The organism is uncultured Bradyrhizobium sp., from assembly GCF_964252615.1.
In the GTDB taxonomy this organism is placed as follows: domain Bacteria; phylum Pseudomonadota; class Alphaproteobacteria; order Rhizobiales; family Xanthobacteraceae; genus Bradyrhizobium.
Genome location: NZ_CAXUNQ010000079.1, coordinates 1 through 14,862, shown reverse-complemented (window position 1 = coordinate 14,862; position 14,862 = coordinate 1). Strand labels below are relative to the sequence as shown.

Genomic DNA, 14,862 nt, shown 5'->3' with positions numbered 1-14,862 from the left:
GATAAGCGAGGTTTGAAGAGCGGGGATAGGTATACATTCACAAGTGCGTGAACGCTACCGTTCAACCGGGTAAGGCGGAAGCGTAATCCGCCGCTCCGCCTGCGCCGGCGGTTACGCCGTCCGCCCCGGCTTGATGAGCCGCGATAATCTGGGCTGGCTAATCTGTCCTCTGGTCTTCAAGACGCGCGTAACGCGGTTATGGCATCGGCGGGACACGAGCAGTGTTCGTTTCGCGGCCCGGCCTCGCTTCGCTCGATCCAAGCTACGGCCTGAACCCAACGCCTGGGCGGGAACGATGCCGATGGGCGGTCATCCAAGCCTTGCCAAAGCCCGGCGTTGCACCTAGTTTCCGCCCCGTTCGGGACCCCTTCTTGGGCCGCTCCAGGATGCAGTTGTAGCTCAGTTGGTTAGAGCGCCTGTCTGTGGAACAGGAGGTCGGTGGTTCGAGCCCACCCAACTGTACCAGCACAGCCAGACCCGGTGATTTCGATCGTTGAGGCGCTCGCCTCGGCACATGGCGGTTCGCCTCGAGGAAGCGTCGTCGTCGCCGCAACCAACAGATCGTTCGGTAACTCGACGACGCCCGCTATCGGTTTGACAAATATTTTGCGCCCGTCCTCCTACGGCGATGCCGTCGATAGGGACTGCGGCTTGTGCCGCGCTTGTCCCGCGGCCGCCTCCGCCCCCGCCTCCTTGCCAATCCCGCGCCGTTCACCCACAATCGCCGCGAGTAGAATCAATTTTGCCCGTCGACCCATTCATTGCGCTTAGGGGGCGTCATGGCTGCCGTCCGATCCAGGACTTTCCAATCCGGCTTGATGCTGGCGATGGCGCTATCGGCGCTGGCGCCCGACGGCGCCCGCGCCTATACGCCCGAGCAGCAGCAGGCGTGCACCGGCGATGCGTTCCGGCTCTGCGGCGACGCCATTCCGGACGTCGACCGCGTCACGGTCTGCATGATCAGGAACCGGTCCCGGCTCAGCCCGGGCTGCAGTGTTTATTTCAGGGGGCCGGAGCCGGTGGCGACCCCGGTGACTGCGCTACGAAGGCCGGTCCGGATGGCCCCGGTGGCGGCGCGCAGGCCGGTCGGCGCCAAGCCTCTCAAGCCGAAGCCGAAAAAAGCAAAAAAACCCGTCAAGCCGGCTGGCGCGACTTGATCGCGGCCGGATAGGCTCCCACTTATTTCAATACCATCCGTTTTGGATGACGCGCGCCATTTTTGTGAAGTAGTTGCAACCCCGCATTTTCTTTGTGGAGATTTCGATGACGCAGATATTGAAGGGCCGTTTTGACGGATCCAAAGCCGGACCCCGCGCCCGGCCTGTCTTGCCGGATTTCCTGGTGGAGCCCTACGACGTCGACGAGAACGGGCGCCGGGTCCTGCTCGGGCTGACCTCGGCGGAAACCCGCGAATTCGAAACGCTGGATTCGCTGGCGCCATCGGATGGCAACGGCGACGGGATCGCCTGGACCTTCGGCGGCGATCCGACCACGAGCCGCGAAAAGCGCTGGCTTCAGCTCTATACCAAGCACGAGGAGGCCCTGCGCGGCGTAAGGTTACCGAAGCCGGCGGTTCGATCCGCTCAAAGGTTCGCGTTCCGGACGATCGTCGCCTGAACGGCCGCCCGGGGGTCACGTGGCGATGCCGGCGCGCCGGTATGGCCGATGTTCGTTCTGTCCGCTCAGCAGATAGTGCTTCCGCAAATCCATGCCGATCATCGCAAGATCGGGATTGAGCTCCAGATACAATGCGTCGTCGAAGTCTCTTGGCACGCGCAAATTATCCTTGATCACCGGCCATTCCATCAGCTCATAGGCATCGAACCTCACCGGCATGTATTCCAGTTCGAAATCTTCGAACCAGCACGCCGGGAGCAGCGAAAGCTGGTCGCGCCTGGAGTGGCAAAGCACCTGCTCGTGCCAGACGTTCATTACCCGCTGCAGCGCCGGGTCCTGGTGCCGTCGAAGCAGCAGGGTGCTCTTGGCGAGCCCGTTCCTGGCCGGGTAGCCGAGATGCCGGTACAGCGCCATCTGCGGATTCACCCGTCCGGGCGTATCGTAGCTCAGCGACAGGACGGCTTTCGCCTCGTCATAGACGCAGTCACGCTCGAAATGCCTGAAACACACGAGCGGGGATTTTGACGGCGCCAGATATTGCTCGAACATCCGTTTCGGCTCGGCCTTCAGCCGCACCGTGTTGTCGAGGTACAGGCTGCAGTCGTATTGCGCGAGATAGAGGTGCGCCAGCGCCTTTATCTTCTTCGCCGCGCGCGCGGGGTCGAGCACCCGGCGCGGCAGCAATTCGATCTTCCAGAAGTCGGAACGCAGCTCCGGGTCATCGGTGAAGCAGACGAAATCGATTCCGTCCCTGTCATAGCTGAAGTCGTTGAAAAGCTCGGAGTGCCCGAACAGACAGGTGTAGACGACGCGTCTCATCGAGGACTCCGGGCCGGACCGGGGCCGATACTAGCGCGGGATCGAGGATGGGCAAAGCCGGCGAATGCGTCCGCCGGCAGGCTCCGCGTGCCCGCTCCTCCGCGCGTGGCGATGATCTCCGGTGATTCAAGCCCGCGCATGACAGCCTAGACGCGACATCCCGACGCTTGCAACGGCGGCAAGGCATCGACATCTGCGCTACAGAGGAGAATTGCATTGCCGGAAAATTACAAGGCGGACATCGACCGCCATTTTGCGTGGTTCGAGGGCAAGCTGTCGCCGCGCCCGGCGAAGTTCGTGCGCTGGCTGCGCAAGCCGTCATCGCGGCTGGTGCGGATACCGCTCGCCATCCTGCTGGTCGTCGGGGGCGTATTCAGTTTTCTGCCGATCCTGGGACTCTGGATGCTGCCGCTCGGCCTGCTGTTGATCGCGCAGGACGTGCCGCTGCTGCAACGACCGCTGGCGCGGATGCTGGGATGGATCGAACGCAAATGGATCGAACGTCAGCGCGCCAGGAACACGCAATGAGTCTTTTTGGAGTCGGTGTCGCGCTGAATGGATCGGCGTTTCCGATTTGCCGCGGCGCATGATGTGACTCAAATGCCAACCTGGCAGATAAATCAGATACTTCGCCGGCATCGGCTGCAAATTTAACTTTCGCGAATCAGCAACCTGATTCATTTTCGCCTCTCAGCGTCAATCTGGAGGCAGAGGTATGAACGTCATTGTTTTCGCATCGCGTAAAGGCGGCACGGGGAAAAGCACCCTCGCCGCTCATCTCGCGGCGCAAGTCCATAAACCATCGAAACCCTGTCTGCTGGTCGATTGCGACCCGCAGGGGTCGCTCACGCTCTGGCACAAGCTGCGCGGCAGCAACGAACCGCCGATCAGGAGCGCCGCCAATTCCGTGAGCGGCATTGTCGCCGCGGCGAAGCGCGACGGCATCGAATGGGTATTCATCGATACCCCGCCGAATATGTCGGGCGTGGTCGAGGATGCCATTCGCAACGCCACCATGGTCGTCATTCCCGCCCGCCCGGGCGTGTTCGACGTCGACGCCGTGCAGGAAACCATTCAGACCTGCCGTTCCAACCGCAAGCCCTATGCAGTGGTCATCAACGGCGCCCCGGCGACGCGGGACGGTGTCGAAAGCCGCATTGTCAGCATCGCGCGCGAGGCGCTGGCCAAATTCCGTGCACCGGTGTGGAGCGGCCAGATCACCAACCGCGCCGACATGCTGATGGCGCTCGGCCATGGCGAAGGCGTGCGTGAATATTACGCCGAAGGCCGTGCGGCATCCGAGATCGGCCGGCTCTGGGCTGCAATCGAACGTTCGGTCAAGGCGATCCGCGGCCAGGTCTCGGCATCAGGCACCATGCACAGGCAGGCGGCATAAGCGGCGACATGTCGGGACCACAAGCGCGCGGGCGTTTACCGGGCGCTTTTTTGTTGCGCGGGCCTATTCTGAAAGGATGTAAGCCTTTCGCGAACACGCCCCCTTTACGCGCGCAACTCTAGCTCCGCCAGTCGTCCCCAAAGGCGGGGACGACGATGGGTTTTTCCGCCTCGCACACAAACGTTCGGACCAGCCCGCCTCAATTCACCATCAGCAGATAGAAGATGATCACCGGCGATAACGCCAGGATGACCGACCAGACCCCGAGCGCCCACAGAATATCCCCCGTGCTGAAGACCGGCTCTTCGAAAAATTGATCGTCTTGGCTGCTCACGACGCCCCCCGCGTTTCTTGTTGTTGCAGGGACCATACGCGGGGAATTTTAAAAACCCGGCCGCAAACCCGCTTGCATTTGAACACAGGTGCTAGCGCGGATTAACCATCGGGCGGCGCGCGTGCCGTCGCGGCCTACCGGTCGGCCCGGCCGATCACATCCATCAGTTCGGCGATCTTGCGGCGCTGGTCGGCCTTGTCGCCGGAGGAGATCGCGTGCTCGACGCAATGGGCGACATGATCGCGCAGGATTTCCTCCTCGACCCGGCGCAGCGCCGCCCGCGCCGCGGCGATCTGGGTGACGATGTCGATGCAATAGCGATCGTCCTCGACCATGCCGGCCAGGCCGCGAACCTGCCCCTCTACCCGCTTCAGCCGTTTCAGCACCGACGCCTTGATCTCCGCGCGCATGCGCCTAATATACCCCCATAGGGTATATGGTCAAGTGGCGGGATTTTGCGATGACGGCAAAGGCGGTCGATCCGGTCTGCGGCATGAGCGTCGATCCGCCGAGCGCAAAACATCGCTTCGCATGGAAGGGACAGGATTATGTCTTCTGCTCCGGCCGATGCCGCGAGCGCTTTGAAGCGGAGCCGGAGAAATTCTTGCAGCCGAAACCGCCGGAACCCGCCGCACCCGCAGGTTCGGCCTACACCTGTCCGATGCATCCGGACGTCAAACAAGCCGGTCCCGGTGCCTGTCCGATCTGCGGCATGGCGCTGGAGCCCGAACAGGTCGCGCTCGACGATGCGCCAGATCCGGAATTGATCGACATGACCCGGCGCTTCTGGATCGCGCTGGCGCTGACGGTTCCAGTCTTCGCCGTCGAGATGGGCGGCCATCTCGGCTTTCTGCATCGGCTGCCGGCGGCCTGGTCGAGCTGGATGTCGTTCGCGCTGGCGACCCCGGTGGTGCTGTGGGCCGGCGCGCCGTTTTTCGTGCGCGGCTGGCGCTCGCTGGTGAGCGGACATCTCAACATGTTCACGCTGATTGCGATGGGCACCGGCGTGGCCTGGGCTTACAGCGTGGCGGCAACGCTCATCCCCCAGGTGTTTCCGCCCGCATTCCGCGACCTGCACGGCGCGGTGGCGGTCTATTTCGAAGCGGCGGCGGTGATCACCGTGCTGGTGTTGCTCGGGCAGGTGCTCGAACTGCGCGCGCGCGAAAAGACCTCCGGCGCGATCCGCGCGCTGCTCGGCCTTGCGCCGAAGACGGCGCGGCGCATCGCTGCCCATGGCGATGAAGACGTGGCGCTGGACGCGGTCATGGTCGGCGATCTGTTGCGCGTGCGGCCGGGTGAACGGATTCCGCTCGACGGCACCGTGACCGAGGGCCGCTCGTCGGTCGATGAATCGATGGTGACCGGCGAATCGATGCCGGTAAGCAAGGCGGAAGGCGCCCAGGTGATCGGCGGTACCGTCAATCAAGGCGGTGGCTTGGTGCTGCGCGCGCAAAAGGTCGGCCGCGACACCATGCTGGCGCGCATCGTCGACATGGTCGCGCGCGCGCAACGCTCGCGCGCGCCGATCCAGCGCCTTGCCGACCGGGTCGCCGGCTGGTTCGTGCCGGCGGTGATCGCGGCGGCGCTGGCAGCCTTTACGGCGTGGGCGATGTTCGGGCCGGAGCCGCGCCTCGGCTTTGGCCTCGTCGCCGCGGTGACGGTGCTGATCATCGCGTGTCCCTGCGCGCTCGGGCTGGCGACGCCGATGTCGATCATGGTGGGTATCGGCCGCGGCGCGCGTTGCGGAATCCTGATTCGCGACGCGCAGGCGCTGGAGCAACTGGAAAGCGTCGACACGCTGGTGATCGACAAGACCGGCACCCTCACCGAAGGCAGGCCCAGGGTGGTCGAGGTGATCCCGGCTGCCGGGATCGACGAGCGCGAATTGTTACGCCTTGCCGCCGGCGTCGAGCGCGGCAGCGAGCACCCGCTGGCGCAGGCGATCCTCAACGCGGCGAAAGCGCGTAACCTCATATCCGGCAATGTCCGGGATTTTGCCGCACCATCCGGCAAGGGTGCGACCGCGACCGTCGACGGCAAGCAGGTCGCGCTCGGCAACGCGACCCTGATGCGCGAGTTGAACATCGCCACACAGGATCTCGACCCTGCCGCCGAGGCCGCGCGGCAGAATGGCGCGACTGCGATCTATGCCGCGATCGATGGCCGCGTCGCGGGCGTGATCGCCATCGCCGATCCGATAAAGTCGTCGGCGCAAGCCGCGTTGCAGGCGCTGCGGGCAGACGGCCTGCGCATTGTGATGCTGACAGGCGACAACCTCACCACCGCGCGCGCCGTTGCCAAAGCGCTGGGCATCGACGAGGTCGAGGCCGAGATACTGCCGGAGCGCAAAAGCGAAGAGGTGCAACGCCTGCGCCGCGAGGGCCGCCACGTCGCCATGGTGGGTGACGGCGTCAACGACGCGCCGGCGCTGGCAGCGGCCGATGTCGGCATTGCGATGGGCGGCGGCACCGACGTTGCGATCGAAAGCGCCGGGATTACGCTTTTGACCGGCGATCTGACGGGGCTGGTGCGGGCGCGGCAATTGTCCAAGGCGACCATGCGGAACATTCGCCAGAATCTGGGCTTCGCGTTCCTCTACAACGCCGCCGGCGTGCCGATCGCCGCCGGCGTCCTGTATCCCCTGTCCGGCATCCTGCTGTCGCCGATGGTGGGAGCGGCCGCGATGGCGCTGTCATCGGTCAGCGTGATCGCCAACGCGTTGCGGCTGGGGAAGGTGAAGTTGGATTGACGCGCACGAAATCGTGATCTTCACGCCCGCTCGCAATGGCGAAGCGCAAAAAAAAGCCGAGCTCGCAAGAGCCCGGCTTAAGGTATTGGCCACGTGAGGCCGACACAATCACCTTCCAAGAGGGATAACTGAGCTTCCGCGCCACTGGAGGAGGGGGACAATGCGCAACGCGAACTCTCAGTGTCCAACCAGTATGATCCCCGTTGGCACCCCGCAGCAACCGCCCGTGCCGCATGTCAGTCATGCAGAGATCGAGGGATGCAACCTGAGGTGATGACCGGCAGCGAAAGCTCGGAGGAGCAAGCGGCGCCTGTTCTGCGCGGCCCCCGGCCCTTCCGCCCGCCCCACATCTCCGCCGTCATTGCCGGGCTCGACCCGCAATGACGGCCGAGATGTGTGCCTATGGCTGGACTCGTCCCAGCCATCCATGTCTTTGCTCCACATCAGAAAGAAAGACGTGGATGCCCGGCACAAGGCCGGGCATGACGGCGCGGTCTACGTCATGGCCGACACAAGGCGGGCAGCGCGTTCTTGGTTGCGAGACGGATGGATGCGCGGGTCGAGCCGCATATGACGGGACAGATGCGAGCGAGACGCGATGACGTTATCGTGTATCTATGACGGCCAGCGCTGCGCCTTGCTGACCACGAAGTCGCGAAAAACCTGGACCCGCGCCACCGTCTTCAATTCTTCGGGATAAACGAAGTAGGTATCGAGCTGAATCGAATCCTGTTCGCCGAAAAGCTGCACCAGACGGTTGTTTTCCTCGACCAGATAGTCCGGCAGGGCGGCGATGCCGAGCCCCTGCTGGCACGCCCGCACCAGGCCAAGGATGTTGTTGACCTTGAAATAGGCCTCACGCGGCCCCGAGCCATTGCGCCCGGCCTCGATCAGCCAGTTGCGGTTCTGCAGATGCGGGGCGATCTGTCCATCGCTCAGCATGATGATGCGGTGCCCGTCGAGATCGTCGAGCGTGCGCGGCGTGCCGAACCGCTTGATATATTCCGGCGAGCAATAAGCGTGGAAGCCCATCGCGAACAGCTTGCGCTGAATGAGATCGGGCTGGGTCGGTTTGCGGGTGCGGATCGCGACGTCGGCCTCGCGCATCGACAGGTCGAGTTCCTCGTCGGTGACGATCAGGGAAATCCGGATTTCCGGATAAAGTGCGGTGAATTCGCCCAGCCGCGGGATCAGCCAGTTGATGCCGACGCCTGGCGTGGTCGTGACCTTGAGGTCGCCGCTCGGCCGCTCGCGGCTGTCGGTGAGCTTGGCGCGCGCCGCCTGCAACTGCATGAACACGTCATGCGCGGTGCGAAACAGCAGATCGCCCTGCTCGGTGAGAATGAGCCCCCGGGCATGGCGGTGGAACAGCGACACCGAAAGCTCCTGCTCCAGCGCGCTGACCTGCCGCGACACGGCGGATTGCGACAGGCCGAGCTGCTCGCCGGCATGCGTGAAGCTTCCCGCCTCCGCCGCCGCGTGAAATACCTTCAGCTTGTCCCAATCCATGTCGGTGAATCCGTCGCGCGTTCGAGCCATGACTACTCCGCCGCCGCGCGGTCGCTCGCGCGCAGCGCAAGAAAGCGTTCGGCCTCGAGGGCGGCCATGCAGCCGAGGCCGGCGGCCGTGACTGCCTGCCGATAGGTTTCATCGGCGACGTCGCCGGCGGCGAATACGCCGGGCACCGAGGTCGCCGTGGAATTCGGCGCCACCTCGACATAGCCTGATGGTTTCAACTTGATCTGGCCGATAACGAGTTCGGTCGCGGGCGCGTGGCCGATGGCGATGAAGACGCCGTCGGCGGGAATTTCGCTCGACGTACCGGTTCTGACATTCTTGAGGCGGACATGGGTAACTTTGCCCGGATTTTCGGTGCCGCAGATCTCGTCGATCGCCGAGTCCCATATCACCTTGATCTTGGGATGCTTGAACAGCCGCTCCTGAAGGATACGCTCGGCGCGAAAATGGTCGCGGCGATGCACGATGGTCACGGCCGATGCGAAATTGGTCAGGAACAGCGCTTCCTCGACCGCGGTGTTGCCGCCGCCCACCACCACGACCTCCTTGCCGCGGTAGAAGAATCCGTCGCAGGTGGCGCAGGCGGACACGCCAAAGCCCTTGAATTTTTCTTCCGACGGCGTGCCGAGCCAGCGCGCCTGCGCGCCAGTGGCCAGGATCACCGTTTCGGCAAGATAGACGTCGCCGCTGTCGCAGGTCAGGCGGAACGGCCGCTGCGCCAATTCGAGCTTGGTGACCAGGTCGGTGACGAGCTTGGTGCCGACATGCGCCGCCTGCTTCTCCATCTGCTCCATCAGCCAGGGGCCCTGGATCACATCGGCAAAGCCCGGATAGTTTTCGACATCGGTGGTGATGGTGAGCTGGCCGCCGGGCTGGATGCCTAGAATCAGAACCGGTTCGAGCATCGCCCGCGCGGCATAGATCGCCGCGGTGTAGCCGGCTGGTCCGGACCCGATGATAACGACTTTGGCATGAATGGGGGCGGCCATGGGTCCGGTCCCTGAGTCTTAAGGGCAGTTGGTCAGCGGTGAGGCGGAATGTGCCCGCGAAGACATCGCTGCGGCGTCTAAAGTGTCACATCAATTTAAGGCTTCTGTCGAGCTATGCAAGATTTGCAATCCGTATCCGCAAATTTTCCCCGAAAGTTCGGATATGGCGCACTGCACGCGCAATAAAATTGCGCAATGCGCGGAGGACCGCTAAGACTGTTGCCGTCATTTCAATCGAAATCTGCCAGCCCAGGATTTTGGACTCACGTGTCAAAGAGCCTCGACGAGATCGATCTCAGAATTCTGAGCGAAATCCAGGCCGATGGCCGAATCACCAATGTCGAACTGGCCCGGCGGGTCGGTATTTCGCCGCCGCCGTGCCTGCGCCGCGTGCGGACGCTGGAACAAGCCGGCTACATCCAGGGCTATCGCGGGCTGCTGGATCCGCGGCTGCTTGGTTTCGACGTCACCGTATTTGCATCCGTGCATCTGTCGAGCCAGGCCGACGGCGATCTGCGCGCGTTCGAGGATTTCGTCCGCGCCGAGCCTTTGGTGCGCGAGTGCTGGATGCTGTCCGGTGACGTCGACTTCATCTTGAAATGCGTGGCGCCGGACATGGCGACGTTCCAGGACTTTGTGACGCACCTGACGGCGGCGCCGAACGTGCGCAACGTCCGGACCTCGCTGGTGCTGCACAACTCCAAATACGCCGCCGCGGTACCGCTGGAGTTGAAGGTGCCGGGGTGACCGCGCACACCGCCGTCATCCAGAGAGCCTGGCCGAAAAAGCAGTCAATATTTCCCTGCTCTCGCCGCCGGAATGAAAATGGGTCATTTTCGTCATGGCCGGGCTTCGTCCCGGCCATCCACGTCTTTCTTGCTTCAGCGTCTTTAAGACGCGGATGCCCGGCACAAGGCCGGGCATGACGAACCATGACGCCTGATTTCATTGCATGCTTTTCGGTCAGGCTCTCACAGGATGATGGGATCTTTTGTTGCGGAAACCTACGCGCGCCTCCGCATCATCGCGTCGACGCTCCATACGCCGCCGCCCGCGCAGGCCAGATACAGGCAGGCGAAGCAGAACAGGATGGCCGCGTTGCCGCCGTTGAGCAGCGGGATCAGGACCGGCGCACCGACACCGGCCTTGAACATGTGCCCCATGAAATAGGCGAACGCCATTTCCCCGGACAGGATGAATGCCGACAGGCGCGTGAACAGTCCAAGGATGAGCAACGCCCCCAAGATCAATTCCAGCGCGCCGGCGGTGGTGATCAGCGGCGGGATGTTGGCGAAATACGGCAGCACCGGATATTTCAGGATCTTCGCGATGCCGTATTGAAACAGCAGCAGCCCCACCATGATTCGGAAAATGCTGAGAACCATCGGCTCCCAGCGTGCAAGCGTCCGGTTGAATTGATCCATTGTCGCCCCCTCAGGCCTTTTCCATCGAAGCATCGACGCTCCACGGACCCGCACCCGCCGTCGACAGATACAGACAGGTGAAGCAGTACAGCGCCGCCAGCGTGCCGCCGTTGATCAGCGGGTGAAATCCCTTCGGAAAGTGCCCGATGAAATAGGCGAAGGCCATCTCGCCGGCGAGGATGAACGCCACCGGCCGAGTCCACAGGCCGAGGATCAGGAGCGCGCCGCCGATCAGTTCAATGAAGCCGGCGGCGCCGACCAGCGACAGCGGCTGCACGTTCGCGTAGGCCGGAAAGGCCGGAAAGCCGATGATCTTGCCCATGCCGTGCTGGATGATCAGCAGCCCGGTGACGATGCGCAGCACGCTCAGGGCGCGCGGCGTCCATGCCGCGAGTGTTTCATTCATGCTTATTCCCCCCAATGAATCGCGTCCTATTGGTATCGCGTCGCGGCTTTGAAGGAAAGTATGCCGGCGACGGCCAATGCGCGCAGAAATAATCTCCTTACCGTGTAAAAAGGAACTGTCGTAGTCTCCGCTCCGGTAGTGTCCCAACCGGCGTGCGCGATATGTATTCATGGAACCGGTGCGAATGACCAGCCTGCCCGAAGGGGTACAATGGATACCGGTGTCCTTGCATGCCGACGCGCGCGGCGAGCTCGCCGCGTTCGACCGTTCTAACCTTCCGTTCGAACCGGTCCGGATCTTCGTCATTACCGACGTGCCGAACGGCGCGACGCGGGGCGGCCATGTCATTTCCTGCGACGAGTTTTTCTGGATTCGGCTCGGTCGGTGCCGGCTTTCGATCTGCACCGGCGGGTTCCGAACCTCGCTGCTGCTCGACGATCCGAAACGCGGCGTCGTCGTACCCGCAGGATCGTTTCTGGAGCTCACGGATTTCGCGCCGGACACCATTTTGACGGTCATGGCGCCGCAACCTTATGCTCCGGGTTCGCCTCGCCGACCGCCACGTCTGCCACCGCGACGCAACCAACCGCTTCCTGCAGCGGATCCGTCACGCCGCTTTGCCGGGCAGCGTACCGACATCGATCTCGCCATCGCCCGCGTGTTCGAGAGCGGGACATTCATTCTTGGACCCGAATGCGCCGCCTTCGAAGACGAGTTCGCCGATTATCTCGGCGTGCGGCACGCCGTTGGGGTCGGGTCCGGAACGCAAGCCCTAAGCTTCGCGCTCGCAGCGCTGGGCGTCGGCGCGGGCGACGAGGTGATCACCGTTTCATTGACGTTTGCCGCCACCGCGCTCGCGATCGAGGCAACGGGCGCAAAGCCGATCTTCGTCGACGTCGATCGCGGATCGCGATGCATCGATGTCGCCGCACTGGAGGCGGCAATCACCCCCTCTACGGCGGCCGTCATTCCAGTCCACCTGCATGGTTTTCCTGCCGCCATGCCCGAAATCATGAAGATCGCAACGCGCCATGGCCTGGCTGTCGTGGAGGATTGCGCCCAGTCGCATGGCGCAGCCCTGGGCCCACGGCGCACCGGCTCGTTCGGCCAGGCCGCGGCATTCAGCTTTTATCCGACCAAAAATCTCGGCGCGGCCGGCGACGGCGGCGCGGTCGTGACGAATGACCCGTCCGTCGCAGAACGCGTCAGACGCCTTCGCAATTACGGGATGGACGCCGATAGGATTTGCGTCGGTCCGGGTATCAATGGTCGTCTGGACGAGGTGCAAGCCGCGATTCTGCGGGTATTGCTCCCCCGGCTCGACGAGGACAATGCAACGCGCCGCGTCCTTGCCGGCCAGTACCGATCGAAGTTGAAAGACGCGATGCTCGAACTTCCGCCGCATTGCGACGGCGCGGTCTACCATCAGTTTGCGGTCGCGCTGGATCAGCGCGACGCGGTACGCCGTTGCCTGATCGAGACGCATGGCGTTGAAAGCGCGATTCACTACGCTCGCCCGGTACACCAACATCCGCATTTTTTCCGGACCGATCTGTCGCTCCCGGTCACCGAGCAGTTTGCGGCGCGCCTGCTCAGCCTGCCCATTCAGGGCGAGATCGCGGCGGGGCGGGTCGACTACATCGCCAACGCGCTTGTTGAAAGCATCGCCGCATGCCGATCGTGATCTACGGCATTGGGTCTCCGATCGTAGCTGACGTCGCGGAGACCTGCCTGCGATCGAAGCTGCATGTCGCGGCCTGGGTCAGAAACATCGACGGCCCGGTCTTCGCTCCGCCGGACGCGCGCGTGATAGCGGCGGATGAGGTTTCCACGACGGAACTGGACTACGCGTTCATTGTGCCCCAGTTCACGCCGGGTCATCGCCTGGCTACCCGCCAGCATGCGCAATCGCTCGGTTTCCGCAGGCCGGCTATCCTGGTCGACCCTACCGCGGTGGTCGCGTCCTCGGCCAGGATCGCGGCGGGAAGCTACGTCAACAGCATGGCGAACATCGGCGCCGAGAGCATCGTAGGGCTTTTCGCATTCATCAATCGTGGCAGCAGTATCGGCCATCACGTCGCGTTGGCCGATTTCGTGTCGATTGGCCCGGCCGCGGTGCTGGCGGCCGGCGTGCGCGTAGGGCGCGGCGCCGTGATAGGCGCAGGGGCCGTGATCCTGCCCGGCATCGAGATCGGGGAAAATTCCGTCGTCGGTGCAGGCGCCACTGTCACCCGGCCTGTTTCGCCGCATTCCGTTGTCACCGGCAATCCGGCAAGAACCGTTGAAAGCGGTATTGCTGGCTACAGGGGATTCGGCGTTTGAGCGAGCCCCGACCATGACGCCAAAAGTTTCCGTCGCCATCAAGTCGTTCAATCATGCGGCCTTCATAGGGCAGACGATCCGGAGCATCCTCGAGCAGTCGTTCCAGGATTTTGAAATCGTCGTCACCGACGACGGCTCCACCGACGGCACCCCCGACGTGGTGCGGACGTTCCGGGATCCGCGAATAGATTTGTACGTATCGGAGCACAACCGGGGCATCTCCAACGCCATGAACGCGACCATCGCGCGCGCGCGCGGCGAATTCGTAGCGATCCTGAATTCTGACGATTTTGCGTTACCCGGCCGGTTGGAACGCCAGGTCGCATTTCTCGACGCCCACCCCAAGATCGCGGTGGTGTTCGGCATGCCCCTTACCGTTGACGAAAGCGGAGCACCGACCGAAAATTATTTCGACTTCCGAGCGCCGCTTCGTTTTCCGGATTTTTCCCGCCAGACCTGGCTGAGGTTCTTTTTTTTCCACTGCAACATACTGTGCGCCCCGACCGCGATGATCCGGCGGCAGGTCTACACCGAACTCGGGAGCTACGATCCTCGCCTGACCAATCTGCAGGACCTCGATATGTGGGTCCGGCTGAGCGCCGGACACGCGATCCATGTCATGAGCGAGGAACTGACGGCGTTCCGGATCAGAAACGACAATCAGAACGCGAGTGCGCCGCGCTCCGATACGCTGTTGAGGTCGCAATTCGAATACGCGCAAATCCTCAAGCGCTATCGGGCCATGGACCCGGTCCTGCTGGGACAGACCTTTGCCGACGATCTGACCCAGCGCGGTATCGCAACGGACGTCCGCCCCGATCTTTGGCTCGCAGAACTCGCGCTGACGATTCCATCGGCTGCGCATCGGGCGTTCGCGCTCGCGACCCTGTACGAAACGGCGCGGCTGGATCCCGAACTGCACCGGCTTCGAACCGCCGCCGGAGCAACGGACGTCTTCGGCATCGCCGCAGCGAGAGAGCGCGATGCGCGGATTACCGAGCTCGCGGCGATTGTCGCGGGATACGAACAGCGGCTTTCCGACACGGTGGCCGAACTCGAGCAAAGCCGAGCCCGCATTGCCGAACTCGTCCAGAGAGCCTGACCGAAGCAGTCAGTATTTCCCTGCTCTCGCCGTCGGATTGAAATGGTTCACTTTCGTCATGGCCGTCTTCGTCCCGGCCATCCGCGTCTTTCTTGCTTCAGCGCCTTTAAGACGTGGATGCCCGGCTCAAGGCCACGGCTGTCCGGTTCGATTTAAGTGGACGTAGCGCATGGCATGGATTCTTCT

The 14,862-nt window shown here is 63.2% G+C and carries 16 protein-coding genes and 1 tRNA gene; 10 read left to right on the top strand and 7 right to left on the bottom strand.

The annotated features are described in order from the left end of the window. Positions 1 to 388 precede the first annotated feature (388 nt). The 3 genes from ACFE72_RS23335 (at position 389) to ACFE72_RS23325 (ending at position 1,617) form a co-directional block, all read left to right on the top strand. Positions 389 to 465 (top strand) — tRNA-His (locus ACFE72_RS23335). 314 nt (positions 466 to 779) lie between these two features. Next, a complete protein-coding gene (locus ACFE72_RS23330) occupies positions 780 to 1,157 on the top strand; it encodes a hypothetical protein (protein ID WP_375415500.1) in 378 nt (125 codons plus the stop codon). A 106-nt stretch (positions 1,158 to 1,263) separates the two neighbouring features. Further along, positions 1,264 to 1,617 (top strand): hypothetical protein, encoded by a 354-nt coding sequence (locus tag ACFE72_RS23325; protein WP_375415499.1) that lies wholly within the window; start codon positions 1,264 to 1,266, stop codon positions 1,615 to 1,617. 15 nt (positions 1,618 to 1,632) lie between these two features. Here the strand turns inward: ACFE72_RS23325 and ACFE72_RS23320 are convergent, their stop codons facing one another. Continuing rightward, positions 1,633 to 2,436, bottom strand: coding sequence for a glycosyltransferase domain-containing protein (locus ACFE72_RS23320; RefSeq protein WP_375415498.1), 804 nt, complete (start codon positions 2,434 to 2,436; stop codon positions 1,633 to 1,635). Positions 2,437 to 2,652: 216 nt separating this feature from the next. Here ACFE72_RS23320 and ACFE72_RS23315 point away from each other — a divergent pair, with 216 nt between their 5' ends. Both ACFE72_RS23315 and ACFE72_RS23310 read left to right on the top strand, forming a co-directional pair. Then, a complete protein-coding gene (locus tag ACFE72_RS23315; protein WP_375415497.1) occupies positions 2,653 to 2,964 on the top strand; it encodes a hypothetical protein in 312 nt (103 codons plus the stop codon). Positions 2,965 to 3,151: 187 nt separating this feature from the next. Then, positions 3,152 to 3,832, top strand: coding sequence for an AAA family ATPase (locus ACFE72_RS23310; RefSeq protein ID WP_375415496.1), 681 nt, complete (start codon positions 3,152 to 3,154; stop codon positions 3,830 to 3,832). A 199-nt stretch (positions 3,833 to 4,031) separates the two neighbouring features. On the opposite strand, the gene ACFE72_RS23305 is transcribed toward ACFE72_RS23310, so the two are convergent. Both ACFE72_RS23305 and ACFE72_RS23300 read right to left on the bottom strand, forming a co-directional pair. After that, positions 4,032 to 4,166, bottom strand: a complete 135-nt coding sequence (locus ACFE72_RS23305) for a hypothetical protein (RefSeq protein WP_375415495.1) — start codon at positions 4,164 to 4,166, stop codon at positions 4,032 to 4,034. Between the two features lie 134 nt (positions 4,167 to 4,300). After that, the gene (locus ACFE72_RS23300; RefSeq protein ID WP_375415494.1) at positions 4,301 to 4,576 is read right to left on the bottom strand and encodes a metal-sensitive transcriptional regulator; all 276 of its coding nucleotides are present in this window, start codon (positions 4,574 to 4,576) and stop codon (positions 4,301 to 4,303) included. Positions 4,577 to 4,602: 26 nt separating this feature from the next. Here ACFE72_RS23300 and ACFE72_RS23295 point away from each other — a divergent pair, with 26 nt between their 5' ends. Continuing rightward, positions 4,603 to 6,915: a heavy metal translocating P-type ATPase gene (locus tag ACFE72_RS23295; protein ID WP_375415493.1), complete on the top strand. Its 2,313-nt coding sequence runs from the start codon at positions 4,603 to 4,605 to the stop codon at positions 6,913 to 6,915. Positions 6,916 to 7,530: 615 nt separating this feature from the next. Here ACFE72_RS23295 and ACFE72_RS23290 read toward each other — a convergent pair. Together ACFE72_RS23290 and trxB are read right to left on the bottom strand one after the other, a co-directional pair. Further along, complete coding sequence (locus tag ACFE72_RS23290; RefSeq protein ID WP_375415492.1) at positions 7,531 to 8,454, bottom strand: LysR family transcriptional regulator; 924 nt, start codon at positions 8,452 to 8,454, stop codon at positions 7,531 to 7,533. Positions 8,455 to 8,456: 2 nt separating this feature from the next. Then, positions 8,457 to 9,422: a thioredoxin-disulfide reductase gene (gene trxB / locus ACFE72_RS23285; protein WP_375415491.1), complete on the bottom strand. Its 966-nt coding sequence runs from the start codon at positions 9,420 to 9,422 to the stop codon at positions 8,457 to 8,459. A gap of 267 nt (positions 9,423 to 9,689) precedes the next feature. Between trxB and ACFE72_RS23280 the strand changes: the two genes are divergently transcribed. Beyond that, positions 9,690 to 10,169 carry an Lrp/AsnC family transcriptional regulator gene (locus tag ACFE72_RS23280; protein ID WP_375415490.1) on the top strand — a complete coding sequence of 160 codons (480 nt, stop codon included), beginning with the start codon at positions 9,690 to 9,692 and terminating at the stop codon, positions 10,167 to 10,169. 257 nt (positions 10,170 to 10,426) lie between these two features. On the opposite strand, the gene ACFE72_RS23275 is transcribed toward ACFE72_RS23280, so the two are convergent. Next, positions 10,427 to 10,846, bottom strand: coding sequence for a DoxX family protein (locus tag ACFE72_RS23275; RefSeq protein WP_375415489.1), 420 nt, complete (start codon positions 10,844 to 10,846; stop codon positions 10,427 to 10,429). Between the two features lie 10 nt (positions 10,847 to 10,856). Further along, positions 10,857 to 11,252, bottom strand: a complete 396-nt coding sequence (locus tag ACFE72_RS23270; protein WP_375415488.1) for a DoxX family protein — start codon at positions 11,250 to 11,252, stop codon at positions 10,857 to 10,859. 184 nt (positions 11,253 to 11,436) lie between these two features. Here ACFE72_RS23270 and ACFE72_RS23265 point away from each other — a divergent pair, with 184 nt between their 5' ends. The 3 genes from ACFE72_RS23265 to ACFE72_RS23255 are packed head-to-tail and all read left to right on the top strand — an operon-like array spanning position 11,437 to position 14,676. After that, the gene (locus ACFE72_RS23265) at positions 11,437 to 12,936 is read left to right on the top strand and encodes an aminotransferase class I/II-fold pyridoxal phosphate-dependent enzyme (RefSeq protein WP_375415487.1); all 1,500 of its coding nucleotides are present in this window, start codon (positions 11,437 to 11,439) and stop codon (positions 12,934 to 12,936) included. Continuing rightward, positions 12,924 to 13,574, top strand: coding sequence for a DapH/DapD/GlmU-related protein (locus tag ACFE72_RS23260; RefSeq protein ID WP_375415486.1), 651 nt, complete (start codon positions 12,924 to 12,926; stop codon positions 13,572 to 13,574). The genes ACFE72_RS23265 and ACFE72_RS23260 overlap by 13 nt, the downstream gene beginning before the upstream one ends. A gap of 13 nt (positions 13,575 to 13,587) precedes the next feature. After that, complete coding sequence (locus tag ACFE72_RS23255) at positions 13,588 to 14,676, top strand: glycosyltransferase (protein WP_375415485.1); 1,089 nt, start codon at positions 13,588 to 13,590, stop codon at positions 14,674 to 14,676. The last annotated feature ends 186 nt before the right edge of the window (positions 14,677 to 14,862 follow it).

What these genes read in the sequence shown, in the direction of transcription:
- ACFE72_RS23270 (WP_375415488.1), bottom strand. Translation starts at nt 11,252, where the DNA reads ATGAATGAAACACTCGCGGCATGGACGCCGCGCGCCCTGAGCGTGCTG.
- ACFE72_RS23310 (WP_375415496.1), top strand. Translation starts at nt 3,152, where the DNA reads ATGAACGTCATTGTTTTCGCATCGCGTAAAGGCGGCACGGGGAAAAGC.
- ACFE72_RS23260 (WP_375415486.1), top strand. Translation starts at nt 12,924, where the DNA reads ATGCCGATCGTGATCTACGGCATTGGGTCTCCGATCGTAGCTGACGTC.
- trxB (WP_375415491.1), bottom strand. Translation starts at nt 9,422, where the DNA reads ATGGCCGCCCCCATTCATGCCAAAGTCGTTATCATCGGGTCCGGACCA.
- ACFE72_RS23275 (WP_375415489.1), bottom strand. Translation starts at nt 10,846, where the DNA reads ATGGATCAATTCAACCGGACGCTTGCACGCTGGGAGCCGATGGTTCTC.
- ACFE72_RS23300 (WP_375415494.1), bottom strand. Translation starts at nt 4,576, where the DNA reads ATGCGCGCGGAGATCAAGGCGTCGGTGCTGAAACGGCTGAAGCGGGTA.
- ACFE72_RS23255 (WP_375415485.1), top strand. Translation starts at nt 13,588, where the DNA reads ATGACGCCAAAAGTTTCCGTCGCCATCAAGTCGTTCAATCATGCGGCC.
- ACFE72_RS23290 (WP_375415492.1), bottom strand. Translation starts at nt 8,454, where the DNA reads ATGGCTCGAACGCGCGACGGATTCACCGACATGGATTGGGACAAGCTG.
- ACFE72_RS23295 (WP_375415493.1), top strand. Translation starts at nt 4,603, where the DNA reads ATGGTCAAGTGGCGGGATTTTGCGATGACGGCAAAGGCGGTCGATCCG.
- ACFE72_RS23320 (WP_375415498.1), bottom strand. Translation starts at nt 2,436, where the DNA reads ATGAGACGCGTCGTCTACACCTGTCTGTTCGGGCACTCCGAGCTTTTC.
- ACFE72_RS23265 (WP_375415487.1), top strand. Translation starts at nt 11,437, where the DNA reads ATGACCAGCCTGCCCGAAGGGGTACAATGGATACCGGTGTCCTTGCAT.
- ACFE72_RS23330 (WP_375415500.1), top strand. Translation starts at nt 780, where the DNA reads ATGGCTGCCGTCCGATCCAGGACTTTCCAATCCGGCTTGATGCTGGCG.
- ACFE72_RS23325 (WP_375415499.1), top strand. Translation starts at nt 1,264, where the DNA reads ATGACGCAGATATTGAAGGGCCGTTTTGACGGATCCAAAGCCGGACCC.